Here is a 15,181-nt window from a genome sequence, read left to right as displayed (position 1 = left end):
CGAGGAAACGGCCGAGGTTGCCGTCGAATCACCGCGCGGAACAGTTACGGCGAGCCGGGGCCCCTGGTCACGCCAGGCGGGCAGCTCGTCGAGCTCCGCCTCCCGCCCGGTGCACGGCACGACCTCGAAACGGGAGTTGAGCATCCGGCTCGGTAACTCCCGCAGCCACCGCGTCGGCTACGGGCGCCGGTTCTGGAGCAGATGGACGGGCGAACCGTCGCCGAACACAGAGTGCGTCCGGGGCGCGGCCGCGATCAGCCGGCGCAGTTCGTCCGCGTACTCGGGGTGCTCGGCCGGCAGCGCACCGAGCCGTACCCTCCAGGCGGGCAGGAGTGCCTGGCGCACCCCGTCCTGGTCCTCGGCGCCCTCGACGAGGGCGGCGTCCTCCTCAAGCCGCCCTTCGACGTCCGCGTGTCCCCGGAACAGCCGCACCACCCCGTCCCGTCGCCATGGCGGCGACCACGGCCCCGCCGCCTGCGGCGGCGAGGTACTCCTCTAACACGTCGCCTCCGCGACGAACTCCGCCCAGGCGGCGGGGGAGACGGTGAAGACGGGGCTGTCGGCGAGCTTGGAGTCGCGGACGTGGACGGCGGCGGGGTGGGCGGCGACTTCGACGCAGTTGCCGCCTTCGTCGCCGCTGTAGCTGGACTTGTGCCAGTCGTAAGCGACTTCGAGACAATCGCCGCCCTCGTCGCCGCTGTAGCTGGACTTGAACCACGAAAGATCTGCTGAGCTCATGTCTCTCCTGCCATACGATCCAGCAGGCCCTTGGTTTCCTCCGGCGTCAGGGCCTGTGATCGCAGCATTCCATACTTCCGCTGGAGGATCCCGACCTCGTCAGGGTCTTCGATGAGGAAGCTGACCCGCTGCCCTTCGATGTAGGCGAGGTGGGTGTGCTCAGGTGTCTCGACCAGCACCATGGGCCCGTTGAGCCCCGCGTGCCTCGTGAGGTCCTTCGGGAGAATCTGGAGGGCGAGGAAGGGAAGTTCGGCCACCTGCCGCAGATGCCGGATCTGCCCCAGCAGTACCTCCGAGCCACCGATCGGCTGCTCCAGGACGGACTCGTTCAGGAGGAAGGACATCATGGGCGGCCAGGGCTTCTGCTCGAAGACCTGCTGCCGATCGATCCGGGCGAGGAGCCGCTCCTCGGCCTCCTGTTCGGTGATGGGCGGGTAGAGGCAGTCAAAGACGGCGCGAGCGTACTCGGGCGTCTGGAGCAGCCCGGGAACGACCTGGTTCTGGTACGAGCACAAGCTGAGAGCCTTCGCCTCCTCCTCGACGAAGTCCTGCACGAACTCCGGATACCGCTCCCGCTGCGGCACCTTCGCCACCGCCGCCGTCAACGCCCCCTTCGTGTCCAGGATTTCGTCCAGCTCCGCGGCGAGCTTGATCCGCAAGGGTCTGCGCCCCTGCTCGATCGACCCCAGCGTCTCGAGCCCGATGCACACGAGCGACGCGAGGTGCGGCTGCGTCATGCCGGCGTTCTTCCGGTAGAGGCCGACGAGGGCGCCGACGACTTCCCACGAGGGGACTTTCTTGCGAGGTTTCTTCCCTGGCTGCATGGGCACTGCCTTCCCCGCCGCTCGCGTACCCGACGCATTTCCCTCCCGTACAAAGAATTTGTACGGCTTCCCCCTCTGGGGCGCGTGGGGCGCGGGACGCCACGGTGGCCCCATGACCGACCAACTCCCGCTGTTCCACCAGGCCTTTTACCGGCGCGAGCGCCGATCCGTGCCGCTGGCCCGGGACTTCACGCGTAAGGTCCTCGCCGAATGGGGCATGGACACCCGTGCGGACGACGTACTCCTGTGCGTGAGCGAGCTCGCCACCAACGCCCTTCTCCACGGCGTCCCACCCGGCCGCGGCTACCGCCTCCACCTCTACCTGGAGCGCCCGGGCCCGGCCCACGTCCTCCGCGTCGAACTCCACGACAGCGGTGACGGCACCCCCGCCCTCCGCGAACCCACCGGCGAGTCGGGCCGCGGCCTCCTCCTGGTCGACGCCCTCGCCGACCGCTGGGGTGTGGGCGAGCGGGACCCCGGCAAGATCGTCTGGTGCGAGTTCACGCGCCCTGCGGCGTACGGGTGAACCCGGGGAGTCGCCCTTCCCGCGCCTCCGGCACCGGGCCGAGCATGAGACATGAATGTCGTCAGCCAGGTCTTCGCGCTGATCGCCGCGGCGATCCATCTCCTCGTCTGGCCGCTGGAGAGCTTCCTCTACGCGCGGCCCCAGGTCCGGGTCCTCCTCACCGGCAGCACCGCCGACGCGCCCGAGGTCCGCCTGTGGCGGTTCAACGTCGGCTTCTACAACCTCTTCCTGGCGCTCGGCATGATCGCGGGTTTTGTCGCCCTGCGCCTGGGCCACGAGACCGTCGGCCGGACGCTGGTCCTCTACCTCGCCGCCTTCATGGTCGCCGGCGGGATCACGCTCTTCGTCTCCGACCGGAAGCTCTGGGGTGGCGCGCTGGGCCAGGCGGTCCCCGGCGCCGTCATCCTCCTCGTCGAGCTGACCTGAATCTCGCCGGCCCGGCTCCCTTGGCCTGAAATCGCTTGGACTTACCGACCGGCCTCTTGGACGTTCATCACGGGGACGTCACCGGGTCTTCTCGCCGTCATCCGCCCTCACTACCGTCCCGGTCGAACCACCCAATGGCTCGAAGGCGAACCATTGGCCGTCGACTGGAGGTCGGTCTTGTCACCCGAGATGTCCCGCAGAAGGCTCTTCGCACTGGGCGGAGGCGCCCTCGGCGCCGCCGCGGCCGGCTCGCTGCTTCCGCCGTCGTTGCAGGCCGCGATGGCCGCGGGGCCTCCGCCCGGCGGGATGTCGGCGGTCAGGCACGTCGTGATCCTGATGCAGGAGAACCGATCCTTCGACCACTACTTCGGCACCCTGCGCGGCGTCCGCGGATTCGGCGACCGCAATGCCATTGAACTCCCCTCCGGCAAGCCGGTGTTCGAACAGCCCGCCGCGCTCGGCCGGACCGTGCTGCCGTTCCCGATCCGGGGCGCCGCCGAGACCCAGAAGAAGGACCTCCAGTACATCGGCGATCTCGACCACTCCTGGAGCGGCGGCGGCAAGGCCTGGCGCGACGGCTGGATGGACGGCTGGGTCTCGGCCAAGACCGCGGCGACGATGGCGTACTACGACCGGCAGGACATCCCCCTCCAGTACGAACTCGCCGACACCTTCACCGTCTGCGACGCCTACCACTCGTCCATCCACACCTCCACCAGCCCGAACCGCAACCACCTCTGGTCCGGCTGGACCGGTTTCGAGGCCGACGGCAGCCGGGCCGTCACCAACGCCGCGTACGCCGAGGGCACCCACCCCGGCTACCCCTGGCCCACCTACGCCGAGCGTCTCGAAGCGGCCGGGCGGAGCTGGAAGACGTACACCGAGTGGGAGAACTTCACCGACAACAACATCGAGTTCTTCACCACCTTCAAGAAGATCGCCCGCAAGGCCCTCGCCGGCACCGGCGGGCACACCTTCATGGAGTCCTTCTACGCCGCCGTCCGCGACACGCAGGACGCCGCCGAGCGGGCCAGGCTGCTCGCCGCCCTCGAGGACGGGGTGGCCGCCCTCACCGACGCCGAGCGCTCGCTCTTCGAGCGCGGCCTGCGCCGCGTCGAGACCGGGAAGCTCGCGGACGCCTTCCGCGCCGACGTCGCCGCCGGCACGCTGCCCGAGGTCTCCTACCTCGTGCCGTCCGCGATCGACTCCGAGCACCCCGGCTCCTCCTCGCCGATCGCCTCCGCCACCCTCCTCTACAAGGTGCTCGACGCCCTCGGCTCCCACCCCGACGTCTGGCGCCACACCGTCCTCCTGATCAACTACGACGAGAACGACGGCTTCTTCGACCACGTGCCGCCGCCCGTGCCGCCCTCGGACAACGCGGACGAGCGCTGGAAGGGCCTGCCCACCGGCCTCGGCATCCGCGTACCCCTGCTCGTCGTCTCCCCCTGGTCGGTCGGCGGCTACGTCTGTTCCGAGACCTTCGACCACACCTCGGTGATCCGCTTCCTGGAGCGGCTCACCGGCATCGAGGAGCCCAACATCACCCCGTGGCGGCGGGCCGTCACCGGCGACCTGACCTCCGCCTTCGACTTCCGGCGCGCCCACCGGCAGCCCGAGGTGGAGCAGCCGGGACCGATCCCGCCCTTCAGCGGGCGCTGGCGGCCGCAGCCGCCGCTCGTGCAGCGGATGCCGGTCCAGGAGCCCGGCAGCCGCCCCGCCCGGCCCCTGCCGTACCAGCCGGACGCCTCCGCGCGGATCGCCGAGGGGGCGAGCGAGATCACCGTCGCGCTCAGCAACAGCGGCCGGGCGAGCGCGCACTTCACCCTCTATCCGTACGCGGGCGAGTACGCCCTTCCCCAGCACCGGGACGTCAGGGGCACGGCGCAATGGGCGGTCCCCCTTACGCGTGATCATTACCGCTTCACGATCACCGGCCCCAACGGCTTCCGCCGCGAGTTCGAGGGCCCCGCCACGGGCGGCGCCGAGGTCACCTCGCGCATCGACCACCACGACCGTGACCTGCACCTCACGCTCCGCAACACCTCTTCGGCGCCGCTCGCCTTCACCGTCCGGCCGCTCGGATACGTGGACCCCGAGGACCTCGGCGACTGGACCCGTACCGTCACCGTGAAGCCGGGCAGGAGCCGTACCGTGGTCCACTCGGCCTCCGACGCGCAGGGCTGGTACGACATCGAGGTGACGGCGCCCGGCGGCTTCCGCCGACGTCTCATGGGTCACATCGAGAACGGCCGCCCGAGCGTCTCCGGCTGAGACGGCCCCACGACGCACCACTGCGACGCACCACTGCGACGCACCACCGTGACGCACCACTGTGAGTAACGCCACGAAACGGGCAAATGATCTCTTAAGGCTGCGACAGTGGCCGCATATAGGTCATGCGTTCTTTGCGGGCTGTTCCCGATCAAAGATCCACGAACCATCCAGGGAGCACGTCCTTTGGCAGCCATCGCACGGTGGTGCGTCGCGCACCGCCTCGTCGTCGTTCTGCTCTGGCTCGTCGCACTCGGCGGCGCCACCACGGCGGCGGCGGTCGCCGGAAGCGCGTACTCCAACGACTACGAAGTCCCCGGCACCGAGTCGGGCCGTGCCACCGCCCTCCTCGACCGGGGCTTCCCCGGCGCCGGCGGCGACAGCGACACCATCGTCTGGCACACCGACCGGGGCAGCGTCCGCGCCACCGCCGTCGAGCAGCGCATGACCGAGATGCTCGACGAGGTCGCCGATCTGCCCGGCATCGCCGCGGTCGCCTCACCGTACGGAGAGCACCCGGCCGCCCAGGCGCGGATCAGCGAGGACGGCCGTACCGCCTACGCCGCCGTCAGCTTCCACGAGCAGGCCGACGACATCCCCGAGAGCCAGGCGCGGGCCCTCGTCGACACCGCCAAGGCGGCCGCGGGCGACGGCGTCCGGGTCGAGCTCGGCGGCAGCGCCATCGCCCTCACCGAGGCCCCCGGCGGTCACCTCGCCGAAGCCGTCGGCGTCGTCGTCGCGGGCCTCGTCCTCTTCCTCGCCTTCGGCTCCCTCGCCGCCTCCGCGCTCCCCCTCGCCACCGCCCTGGTCAGCGTCGGCATCGCGTACTCCGGGATCGGGCTCCTCGGCCACGTCATGACGGTCGCCGACTTCGCCCCCATGCTGGGCGTGCTCATCGGCCTCGGCGTCGGCATCGACTACGCCCTGTTCATCGTCACCAGACACCGCAAGGGCCTCAAACGGGGGCTGCCCGTCCCCGAAGCCGCGCGGATCGCCGTCGCCACCACCGGCCGCGCCGTCGTCTTCGCCGGCGCGACCGTCTGCATCGCCCTCCTCGGCATGCTGATCCTGCGGCTCAGCTTCCTCAACGGCGTCGCCATCGCCGCCTGCGTCACCGTCGTCCTCACGGTCGCCGCCTCCGTCACCCTGCTCCCGGCGCTCCTCTCCTTCATCGGGATGCGGGCGCTGAGCCGGCGCGAGCGACGGCAGCTCGCCGAGCACGGCCCGCAGCCCGAGCTGCCCACCGGCTTCGCCGCCCGCTGGTCCGCCTTCGTCGAGCGCCACCCCAAGCTGCTCGGCGCGTTCGCGGCCGTCGTCATGCTCGTCCTGGCGCTGCCCACGTTCTCGCTCCACCTCGGCACCTCCGACCAGGGCAACAACCCGGCCACGGCGACGACCCGGCAGGCGTACGACCTGCTGGCCGAGGGCTTCGGGCCCGGCGTCAACGGGCCCCTGACCCTCGTCGCCCAGATCGACGGCGCCGACGACCGGGTCGCGCTCGGCGACCTGCCGGCCGCCCTGGCGAACACCCGCGGCGTCGAGGCCGTCTCCCCGATCACGTACAACGGCGCCGGGGACACCGCCCTCCTCGTCGTCGTACCGGAGTCCTCGCCGCAGTCGAAGGCCACCAGCGAACTCGTCGACCGGCTGCGTCAGGACGTCCTGCCCACGGCCGAGCACGGCACCTCGCTCGACGTGCACGTCGGCGGGATCACCGCCTCCTACGACGACTTCGCCGAGATCATCGTCGGCAAGCTGCCGCTCTTCGTCGGCGTCGTCGTCACGCTCGGCTGCCTGCTGCTCCTGCTCGCGTTCCGGTCGATCGGCATCCCGCTGAAGGCGGCGGTCATGAACGTGGCCGCCGTCGCCTCCTCCTTCGGGATCGTGGTCGCGGTCTTCCAGTGGGGGTGGGGGAGCGAGCTGCTCGGTCTGGGCAGCGCCGGGCCGATCGAACCCTTCCTGCCGGTGATCATGGTGTCGGTGCTCTTCGGCCTCTCCATGGACTACCAGGTCTTCCTGGTCAGCCGGATGTACGAGGAGTGGCTGGAGACCGGCGACAACCGGCGCGCGGTCCGGGTCGGGCTCGCCGAGACCAGCCGGGTGATCAACTCGGCGGCGGTCATCATGATCTCCGTCTTCCTGGCCTTCGTCCTCTCCGGCGACCGGGTCGTCGCCATGTTCGGCATCGCGCTGGCCGCCGCCGTCGCCCTCGACGCCTTCGTCCTGCGGACGCTGCTCGTCCCCGCCCTGATGCACATGCTCGGCGGGGCGAACTGGTGGCTGCCGGGCTGGCTCGACCGCCGGCTGCCGCGGATCAGCATCGAGACGCCGAAGAGCCGCGCGGCCGCCGACGCCGACGCCGACGCCGACGCCGACCGGGGCGAGGACGAGACCGATCATGCGAAGATCCCTCCGCAACGTGTGACGGTTCCAAGGGCGGAGGACGGCAGGGATGTTCGCGATATCGCTGGGTGACGACGGTGCCGAGCTGAGGCCCCTGGAGCCCTCGCGGGCCGAGGAGTTCCTCGCCCACATGGACCGGGGCCGCGAGCACATCGGGCAGCACATCCTCCTGGCCGACGTCGTCAAGGACCTCGACGGCGCCCGCGCCTTCCTCCAGGCGTACGCGCAGAAGGCGGCGACCGACACCGGCCGCATCTACGGCATCTGGACCGACGGAAAGCTCGTCGGCGGCGTGCTGTTCCGCACGATGGACGTGGCGCAGGGCACGGCCGAGGCGGGCTGCTGGCTGGAGCCGTCGGCGGTCGGCCGGGGCCTGGTGACCCGGGCCGCGCGGGTGATCATCGACTGGGCGATCGAGGAGCGCGGCATCCACCGCGTCGAATGGCAGGTGTCCTCGGAGAACGAGCCCAGCATCGCCGTGGCGCGACGGCTCGGGATGACGAAGGACGGCGTCCTGCGGGAGAGCTACCTCTACCGGGGCCGGCGCCACGACGCGGAGGTCTGGTCGGTCCTCGCCCCGGAGTGGACGGCGGCGAAGTCGCGGCGGGCGTCTTAAGGCGCCTCTCATGCGGGCCGCCTAGCGTGCGCTCCATGAATCCCAAGACTGACGAGATCGACGACACGACCGCGAAGACCGACCTGCTCGACGACGACTTCCAGGACGAGGCCGGCGCCGGATCCGACGCTGGATCCGACGACGGATCCGACGCCGAGGAGGTCGGGGAGGAGGTCGGGGAGGCCGCTCCGGTCGCGCCCTCGGGCGTCGGAGCGGGCGCCGCGGCCGTCGTCTCCGCCGGCCTCGGGTTCGCGGCCCTGACCGGGACCTGGGTGGGGAAGGTCGCGAGCGAGCGCGAGACGCTCATCGGCCAGATCAAGGCGCAGGGCGGCACGGCGGCCCAGCAGATCTCCGAGATCTACGGCGACGCCTGGCACACCACCGCACTGGTCAACGGCGTCTTCGCCCTCCTCGCCCTCATCACCGCCGCGGTCGTCCTCACCCGCCCGCGCCGCCCGGTCTGGGTCCGGGCCGTGGCCGTCGCCGGAGCCGTCCTCGGCGGAATCGGCCTCCTCCTGTCGGCGGGCATGTTCTTCGACCTCCTCCTGAGTCTTCCGACGGCGGCCTAGGCACCGCCCCGGCACCGGCCTAGGTACCCCCTGCCACCGGCCTAAGGCCCCCCGTACACCGAACATGCGGCACTCGCCCGATGTGGCCGCACCCCCTGGGCGACGAAAGTGGAGGCATCGCAAGGAGCGATACCGACACCAGGGAGAACGACATGTTCGCGTACGAACTGCAGCGCATGCGCCACGCCGATCTGGTCCGCGAGGCCGACGCCCAGCGGCTGTCCCGCCAGGCCGCCAGGGCCACCCGGGCCGCCCAGGGGGCGCGCCGCTTCGGCCGCCGGTCCGGAGGCCAGGACCCCGAAGGGCGGGTGGGACCCGAACGCGGCCGCTTCGTCCGGGCCGCGTGACACCCGTATGGGCGGCACCACGGACTCCTGTGCGATGCTCCACGACGTGGAGACCAGGTCAGTCAGCCCCGTGTTCGTCGGCAGGGCCGGCGAACTCACCGCCCTCACCGACGCGCTCGCCCGCGCCCACGCGGGAGAACCGCAGGCGTTGCTCGTCGGTGGGGAGGCCGGTGTCGGAAAGACGCGCCTCATCGAGGAGTTCGTCGACGCCGCCTGCGAGCGCGGCGCGTTCGTCGCCCTCGGGGGCTGCGTCGAGATCGGCGCGGACGGACTGCCCTTCGCCCCCTTCTCCACGGCCCTGCGGTCCCTGAGCCGCCGGCTCCCCGGCGAACTGGCCGCCGCCGCCGAGGGCCAGGAGGGCGAACTGGCCCGGCTGCTGCCCGAACTGGGCGACGTCGGCAGCCACGACTCCTCCAACGAGGAATCCACCGCCCGCCTCTTCGAGCTGACCGCACGGCTCCTGGAGCGGCTCGCCGCCGACCGTACGATCGTGCTCGTCCTGGAGGACCTCCACTGGGCCGACGCCTCCACCCGGCACCTTCTCGCCTACCTCTTCCGCACCCTGCGCCGCGGCCGGATCGTCGTCGTCGCCACCTACCGGGCCGACGACATCCACCGCCGCCACCCGCTGCGCCCGCTCCTCGCCGAACTGGACCGGCTGCGGACCATCCGGCGCATCGAACTCCCCCGCTTCACCCGCGCCGAGGTACGCCGCCAGCTCACCGGCATCCTCGCCGCCGAACCCGACGCCGCCCTCGTCGACGAGATCTTCGACCGCTCCGACGGCAACGCCTTCTTCGTCGAGGAGCTCGTCGTCTCCCGCGAGAGCGGCTGCGCCCCCGGCTCCCTCACCGACTCCCTGCGCGACCTGCTGCTCGTCCGCGTCGAGGCGCTCCCCGAGGACGCCCAACGGATCGCCAGGATCGTCGCCGAGGGCGGCTCCACCGTCGAGTACGCCCTGCTCGCCGCCGTCGCCCGGCTCTCCGAGGACGACCTCATCGAGGCGCTGCGGGCCGCCGTCGGCGCCAACATCCTGCTCGCCGTCCCGGACGGCGACAGCTACCGCTTTCGCCACTCCCTGGTCCGCGAGGCGGTCAGCGACGACCTGCTGCCCGGCGAACGCTCCCGCCTCAACCGGCGCTACGCCGAAGCCCTGGAGGCCGACCCCTCCCTCGTACGGGCCGACGAACGGGCCACCCGGCTCGCCACCTACTGGTACCACGCGCACGCCCCCGCCCAGGCGCTCCCCGCCGTCCTGCGCGCCTCCGTCGAGACCCGCAAGCGCTACGCGTACGCGGAGCAACTCCGGCTCCTGGAGCGGGCGATGGAGCTCTGGGACGAGGCCCCCGCCGAGGTGCGCGACTCGCTGCGGCCGATGGACTACGCCGACGCCTACCCGTCGTGCGGCCACGACCCCGAGACCACACCCCTGAGCTACCTCGACCTGCTGGCCGAGGCCGCGTACGCCGCCCGGCTCTGCGGCGAACGCGAACGCGCCCTGAAGATCGGCAAGATGGCGCTCCGGCTCCTCGAGGGCGAGGGCGAGGACGACACGGACCGCGACCCGCTCCGGGCCGCCTGGTTCTGGACCGAACGCTCCCGCCTCGTCTCCGGCCTCGGCCGCTCCGACGGCTGGGCCGAGATCGCCACCGCGCAGGAGCTCGTCAAGGGGCTTCCGCCGTCCGGCGTGCACGCCCGCATCCTCGTCGTGGCCGCGGGCTGGGGCATGCTCCACCAGCCCGGTCCGGAGAGCCTCGCCGCTGCCGAACGGGCCGTCGAATACACCCGGCTCGTCGAGAACGAGGGCATGGAGCTCAGCGCCCGCCTCACCCTCGGCACCCTCCAGGTCTCCGCAGGCGACCGCGAGGCCGGACTCGCCACCATGTACGAGGTCCGCGACCGCACCCGCGCCCTCGGCCTCCACCACGAGTCCGCCCGCGCGCACATCAACCTCTCCCACGTCCTGGAGAACCTGGGCCGCTCCCAGGAGGCCGTCGACGTCGCCGAGGACGGCATCCGCCTCGCCAACGACCACGGACTCCTCGACAGCCAGGGCTGGGTCCGCGCCAACCAGGCCGAGTCGCAGCTCTCCCTCGGCCTCTGGGACGAGGCCCAGCGCAACTGCGAGTGGCTGGAACAGGCCGGAACCAGGTCCAAGCCGCGCGGCTCCGCCACCCTCCGCCTCGCCCAACTCGCCGTCGCCCGCGGCGAGCTGGACGTGGCCGAGCGATGGCTGGCCGCGGCGCGCGAGCACTTCGGCGATGCCGACCCGATGCCGCAGTACACCGTCCCGACCATGCAGGTCGAGCTGAGCCTCGCCGCCGCCGCGGGACGGATCCAGGACGTACGGACCGTGCTCGCCGCCGCCGCGGAGACCGGCTTCCCTCCCGGCACCCACCGCGAGGGCTGGCCGCTGCTCCTCGCGGCCGCCACCGCCGAGGCGGACGCCCTCGGCCTGCCCGCCGCGGCGGAGGGCCGCGAGGAGTCGATCGCCCTGCTCCGCCGCTGCGTACGAGGCCTCGCGACCCCGGCGCCCGTCTGGGTGGCCTACTCCCTGCACAGCTCGGCGGAGCTGGACCGCGCCGAGGGCCGCCGACCGGTCGAGCTCTGGGCCGAGACCGTCGCCGCCTACGAGCAGGTCCAACGCCCCTACCCGCTCGCCCTCGCCCGGCACCGCCTCGCCGACGCCCTCCTGGCCGAGGGCGGCCACCGCGAGGAGGCCGCGGCGCTCCTGCGCGACGCCCACGGCACCGCCGTCCGCCTCCGCGCCCACCCGCTGCGCGAGGACATCGAGCTCCTGGCCGCCCGCGCCCGCCTCTCGCTGACCACCCCCGACAGCGCCCCCGAACCGGGCCCCGGCGGCGAGGCCTTCGGCCTGACCCCGCGCGAACAGGACGTCCTGCGCCTGGTCGCCGCGGGCCGCACCAACCGCCAGATCGCCGAGGAGCTCTTCATCTCCCCGAAGACGGCGAGCGTCCACGTCTCCAACATCCTCGCCAAGCTGGGCGTCTCCGGCCGCGGCGAGGCCGCCGCCCTCGCCCACCGCCTCCGCCTCCTGGAACCGGCCCCCCAGGGGGCTTAGGGGGTGTCCGGCCCCTAGGGGTTGTCCGGGGTGACCGCCGCCCCTACCTCACCTCCAGCCGGAGGATCTTGTCGTCGCCCGCTTCCGGCGTGCCCCGGGTGTCCGTCTCGCTCGTGGTCAGCCAGAGCCGGCCGTCACCCGCCGCCAGGACCGTGCGCAGCCGGCCGTGCTCCTCCACCAGGAACGCCTCCGGCTCCCCGGAACGCTCCGCGCCCGACAGCGGAACGCGCCACAGCCGCTCGCCCCTCAGTCCGGCCATCCAGATGGCGCCCTCGGCATAGGCGATACCGCTCGGCGAGGCCTCCGACGTCCTCCACTGGGCCACCGGGTCCACGAAGTCGGAGACCCCGCCCCGCCCCTCCACCTTCGGCCAGCCGTAGTTCGCGCCCGGCCGGATCAGATTCAGCTCGTCCCAGGTGTTCTGGCCGAACTCGGCGGCCCACAGCCGCCCGTCCCCGTCCCAGGCCAGTCCCTGCACATTGCGGTGGCCGTACGAATAGACCACCGAGCCCGGGAAGGGATTGCCCGGCGCCGGTCTCCCCTCCGGTGTCATCCGCAGGATCTTCCCGCCCAGCGACTCCACGCTCTGCGCGAGACCCGTCTCGCCCCGCTCGCCCGTCCCCGCGTACAGCATCCCGTCCGGGCCGAACGCGATCCGCCCGCCGTTGTGCACGACCCCCTTCGGGATCCCGGAGAGGACCACCTCGGGCGGCCCCAGCCGGTCCCCGCCCCCGCCCCCGTACCGCATCCGGACGATGCGGTTGTCCGACTCGGCGGTCAGGTACGCGTACACCCAGCCGTCCCGCCAGGCGAGGCCCATGAGGCCGCCCTCGCCCCGGGGCACCACCCCCGGCACCTCTCCGACCCGCGTCTTCGCCCCCGTCCGCGCGTCCACCCGGGTGATCGTCCGCTCGTCGCGCGAGGAGACCAGCAGATCCCCGCCGGGCAGCGCGGCCAGGCCCCAGGGCGACTTCAGGTCCTCCGTGAGCGTGCCGGCGACGCGTACCGCCGGAGCCGCGGGCGAGGCGGCCGGGGACGTCGGGGACGCCGGGGACGAGGCGGTGGGGGAGGGCGTCCCGGCCGGCGGCCCTGGCTCACCCCCCGAGGAACACCCCGCCATCAGCACCAGCGCGGCGGCACCCCACAGGACCCTCACAGCACGTCGTCGGACCACGGCTCCGACCCCCTTCCCGGTCTCCGGCGGCTTCCCTCTCACCTCTAGTACACCGCCCGACCCGATCAGGTTCCCGCCCACGGCTCCACGCCGCGCGGATCAGTCCCACGACCCCCGCGGCGCCGGCAGCCTCGCGATCTCGGACAGATCCGCCGGCGTCAGCACCAGCTCGGCCGCCCGCGCGTTCTCCACCGCCCAGCGCTCCCGCTTCGCCCCCGGGATCGGCACCACCTGCGGGCCGCAGCCCAGCACCCACGCCAGCGCCACCTGCGCCGGCGTCACCGCCCGGCCGTGCCGGGCCGCCACCCGCCGCAGCCCCGCCACCAGCGGCTGGTTGGCCGCCATCATCTCCGCCGTGAAGCGCGGGTGCCGGGCCCGCGGATCGTCCGGCTCGAACCCGCCGCCCGGGGTCAGCGTCCCGGTCAGGAACCCGTTCCCCAGTGGCATCGCGGCCAGGAAACCGACGCCGCGCGCCTCGCACCACGGCAGCAGCCGCTCCAGAGCCTCCGGCGACCACACCGACAGCTCGGCCTCCACCGCGCTCACCGGGAAGACCTGCTGGACGCGTTCCAGCTGGCGGATCGTTCCCTCGTACGGATCGGCCCGGCCCCGTCGCGTCGCCGTGGCCCCCACCGCGCACAGTCCGAGCGCCCGCACCTTGCCCGCCGCGACCAGCTCGGCCATCGCGCCCCAGGTCTCCTCGACCGGCACCTCGGGATCCGCCCGGTGCAGCTGGTAGAGGTCGATCACATCCGTCTGCAGGCGCCGCAGCGAGGCGTCGCAGGCCCGCCGTACGTACCCGGGCCGGCCGTTGGCGACCACGTGCTGGTCGCCCACCAGCAGACCGCACTTCGTCGACACGAAGACATCGGCCCTGCGCTCCTTGAGGACCCGCCCCAGCAGCAGTTCGTTCGTGAACGGCCCGTACATGTCGGCGGTGTCGAGCAGGCTCACCCCGGCGTCCAGCGCCGCGTGCACCGTGCGCAGGGAGCGGTCGCCGCGCTGCTGCGAGGCGCTGTAGGCCCAGTTCATCGGCATACAGCCCAGGCCGACCGCGCCCACGTCGAGCGCCGCCGCCCCGATTGTCCTGCGCTCCACCTGCCGGTACCCCTCCCTGTGCCGTCCCCCAAAGTAACCAATGCGGTACGGGATTCTTCGCATAGCCTCCCGGTCATGAGACTCGATGACACGACCGCTGACGTGTGGCTTCCGATTCCCGCGGACGAGATAGAAGGGCTCCCCGAGCCGGGCGCGTCGGGCCTGGCCTACCGCTTCTGGGACGGCGGCCGCGACTTCCCCGCCGACCCGGCGCGCTGCGTCTTCTACGTGGTCCCGTACATGAAGGGCTCGGAGATCGCCGTCCGGCCGCTCTCCGCGATGACCTCGGTGCGCGCCGTCCAGACGCTCTCGGCGGGCATCGACCACGTGACGCCCGGACTCGGCCTGCTGCGCCCCGGCGTCGAACTGTGCAACGCCAAGGGCGTCCACGAGGCGAGCACCGCCGAGCTCACCCTCGCCCTGATCCTCGCCTCCCTGCGCGGCATTCCCGGCTTCGTCCGCGGCCAGGACGCCGAGGAGTGGCGCGCCGGTTTCTATCCGGCGCTCGCCGACAAGTCCGTACTGATCGTCGGGTACGGGTCGATCGGCGCCGCCATCGAGGACCGGCTCGCGCCGTTCGAGTGCGCGCGGGTGGTGCGGGTCGCACGCTCCGCACGCACCACGGAGCGCGGTCCGGTGCGGCCGCTGTCGGAACTGCCCGCCCTGCTGCCGCAGGCCGACGTGGTCGTCCTGTCCACTCCGCTCACGCCGGAGAGCCACCACCTCGCCGACGCGGCGTTTCTCGGCCGGATGAAGGACGGCGCCCTTCTGGTCAACGTCGCCCGCGGTCCGGTGGTGGACACCGCCGCGCTGCTCAAGGAGGTCGAGAGCGGCCGGATCCGCGCCGCGCTCGATGTCACCGACCCCGAACCGCTCCCGCCCGGCCACCCGTTGTGGCACGCTCCCGGTGTCCTGGTGACGCCCCATGTCGGCGGTTCCACTTCGGCGTTCATGCCCCGTGCCACCCGGCTGATCGCGGCCCAGCTGACCCGGTTCGCGGCGGGGGAGCGGCTGGCGAACGTGGTGCTCACCACCTGAGCCGCGTCCGCCGCTCCTCCCCGACGGCGTGCGCCCCTCGGTGCGCCCGCCGTGAGCCCCCGGACC

14 protein-coding genes are annotated in these 15,181 nt (G+C 72.4%); 9 read left to right on the top strand and 5 right to left on the bottom strand.

Annotated features, from left to right (window positions below):
* Nucleotides 1–177: 177 nt before the first annotated feature.
* The 3 genes from ACF06X_RS20145 to ACF06X_RS20135 form a co-directional block, all read right to left on the bottom strand.
* A complete protein-coding gene (locus tag ACF06X_RS20145; protein ID WP_392288619.1) occupies nucleotides 178–432 on the bottom strand; it encodes a hypothetical protein in 255 nt (84 codons plus the stop codon).
* A 63-nt stretch (nucleotides 433–495) separates the two neighbouring features.
* Nucleotides 496–738 (bottom strand): DUF397 domain-containing protein, encoded by a 243-nt coding sequence (locus ACF06X_RS20140; RefSeq protein ID WP_392288618.1) that lies wholly within the window; start codon nucleotides 736–738, stop codon nucleotides 496–498.
* Nucleotides 735–1,562, bottom strand: a complete 828-nt coding sequence (locus ACF06X_RS20135; RefSeq protein WP_392288617.1) for a Scr1 family TA system antitoxin-like transcriptional regulator — start codon at nucleotides 1,560–1,562, stop codon at nucleotides 735–737. Before ACF06X_RS20135 ends, ACF06X_RS20140 begins: the two co-directional genes overlap by 4 nt.
* Nucleotides 1,563–1,674: 112 nt before the next feature.
* Here ACF06X_RS20135 and ACF06X_RS20130 point away from each other — a divergent pair, with 112 nt between their 5' ends.
* The 8 genes from ACF06X_RS20130 to ACF06X_RS20095 all read left to right on the top strand — a co-directional run bounded on the left by ACF06X_RS20130 (nucleotide 1,675) and on the right by ACF06X_RS20095 (nucleotide 11,805).
* Nucleotides 1,675–2,088 (top strand): ATP-binding protein, encoded by a 414-nt coding sequence (locus ACF06X_RS20130; RefSeq protein WP_392288616.1) that lies wholly within the window; start codon nucleotides 1,675–1,677, stop codon nucleotides 2,086–2,088.
* A gap of 51 nt (nucleotides 2,089–2,139) precedes the next feature.
* Nucleotides 2,140–2,514, top strand: coding sequence for a DUF1304 domain-containing protein (locus tag ACF06X_RS20125; protein WP_392288615.1), 375 nt, complete (start codon nucleotides 2,140–2,142; stop codon nucleotides 2,512–2,514).
* Nucleotides 2,515–2,691: 177 nt separating this feature from the next.
* The gene (locus tag ACF06X_RS20120; RefSeq protein ID WP_392288614.1) at nucleotides 2,692–4,788 is read left to right on the top strand and encodes a phosphocholine-specific phospholipase C; all 2,097 of its coding nucleotides are present in this window, start codon (nucleotides 2,692–2,694) and stop codon (nucleotides 4,786–4,788) included.
* Between the two features lie 186 nt (nucleotides 4,789–4,974).
* Entirely contained in the window at nucleotides 4,975–7,263 is a 2,289-nt protein-coding gene (locus ACF06X_RS20115) for an MMPL family transporter (protein WP_392288613.1), read from the top strand.
* Nucleotides 7,241–7,807: a GNAT family N-acetyltransferase gene (locus tag ACF06X_RS20110; protein WP_392288612.1), complete on the top strand. Its 567-nt coding sequence runs from the start codon at nucleotides 7,241–7,243 to the stop codon at nucleotides 7,805–7,807. Before ACF06X_RS20115 ends, ACF06X_RS20110 begins: the two co-directional genes overlap by 23 nt.
* Nucleotides 7,808–7,842: 35 nt before the next feature.
* Nucleotides 7,843–8,376: a hypothetical protein gene (locus ACF06X_RS20105; RefSeq protein ID WP_392288611.1), complete on the top strand. Its 534-nt coding sequence runs from the start codon at nucleotides 7,843–7,845 to the stop codon at nucleotides 8,374–8,376.
* A 152-nt stretch (nucleotides 8,377–8,528) separates the two neighbouring features.
* Entirely contained in the window at nucleotides 8,529–8,723 is a 195-nt protein-coding gene (locus tag ACF06X_RS20100) for a hypothetical protein (RefSeq protein ID WP_392288610.1), read from the top strand.
* A 34-nt stretch (nucleotides 8,724–8,757) separates the two neighbouring features.
* On the top strand, nucleotides 8,758–11,805 hold the full coding sequence (locus ACF06X_RS20095) for an AAA family ATPase (protein ID WP_392289027.1): 3,048 nt from the start codon (nucleotides 8,758–8,760) through the stop codon (nucleotides 11,803–11,805).
* 43 nt (nucleotides 11,806–11,848) lie between these two features.
* Here the strand turns inward: ACF06X_RS20095 and ACF06X_RS20090 are convergent, their stop codons facing one another.
* Together ACF06X_RS20090 and ACF06X_RS20085 are read right to left on the bottom strand one after the other, a co-directional pair.
* The gene (locus ACF06X_RS20090) at nucleotides 11,849–12,925 is read right to left on the bottom strand and encodes a PQQ-dependent sugar dehydrogenase (protein WP_392289026.1); all 1,077 of its coding nucleotides are present in this window, start codon (nucleotides 12,923–12,925) and stop codon (nucleotides 11,849–11,851) included.
* A gap of 153 nt (nucleotides 12,926–13,078) precedes the next feature.
* The gene (locus ACF06X_RS20085; protein WP_392288609.1) at nucleotides 13,079–14,077 is read right to left on the bottom strand and encodes an aldo/keto reductase; all 999 of its coding nucleotides are present in this window, start codon (nucleotides 14,075–14,077) and stop codon (nucleotides 13,079–13,081) included.
* A gap of 75 nt (nucleotides 14,078–14,152) precedes the next feature.
* Between ACF06X_RS20085 and ACF06X_RS20080 the strand changes: the two genes are divergently transcribed.
* On the top strand, nucleotides 14,153–15,115 hold the full coding sequence (locus ACF06X_RS20080; protein ID WP_392288608.1) for a 2-hydroxyacid dehydrogenase: 963 nt from the start codon (nucleotides 14,153–14,155) through the stop codon (nucleotides 15,113–15,115).
* The last annotated feature ends 66 nt before the right edge of the window (nucleotides 15,116–15,181 follow it).

The sequence above is a fragment of the Streptomyces sp. NPDC015346 genome (assembly GCF_043078785.1).
Classification (GTDB): Bacteria; Actinomycetota; Actinomycetes; order Streptomycetales; family Streptomycetaceae; genus Streptomyces.
Note: the sequence above shows the minus strand (reverse complement) of the source record. Positions and strands in the feature narration are given on the sequence as shown.

Coding starts and splice junctions, on each gene's coding strand:
- ACF06X_RS20135 (WP_392288617.1), bottom strand. CDS start 1,562: ATGCAGCCAGGGAAGAAACCTCGCAAGAAAGTCCCCTCGTGGGAAGTC.
- ACF06X_RS20105 (WP_392288611.1), top strand. CDS start 7,843: ATGAATCCCAAGACTGACGAGATCGACGACACGACCGCGAAGACCGAC.
- ACF06X_RS20140 (WP_392288618.1), bottom strand. CDS start 738: ATGAGCTCAGCAGATCTTTCGTGGTTCAAGTCCAGCTACAGCGGCGAC.
- ACF06X_RS20080 (WP_392288608.1), top strand. CDS start 14,153: ATGAGACTCGATGACACGACCGCTGACGTGTGGCTTCCGATTCCCGCG.
- ACF06X_RS20110 (WP_392288612.1), top strand. CDS start 7,241: ATGTTCGCGATATCGCTGGGTGACGACGGTGCCGAGCTGAGGCCCCTG.
- ACF06X_RS20095 (WP_392289027.1), top strand. CDS start 8,758: ATGCTCCACGACGTGGAGACCAGGTCAGTCAGCCCCGTGTTCGTCGGC.
- ACF06X_RS20100 (WP_392288610.1), top strand. CDS start 8,529: ATGTTCGCGTACGAACTGCAGCGCATGCGCCACGCCGATCTGGTCCGC.
- ACF06X_RS20125 (WP_392288615.1), top strand. CDS start 2,140: ATGAATGTCGTCAGCCAGGTCTTCGCGCTGATCGCCGCGGCGATCCAT.
- ACF06X_RS20090 (WP_392289026.1), bottom strand. CDS start 12,925: ATGGCGGGGTGTTCCTCGGGGGGTGAGCCAGGGCCGCCGGCCGGGACG.
- ACF06X_RS20130 (WP_392288616.1), top strand. CDS start 1,675: ATGACCGACCAACTCCCGCTGTTCCACCAGGCCTTTTACCGGCGCGAG.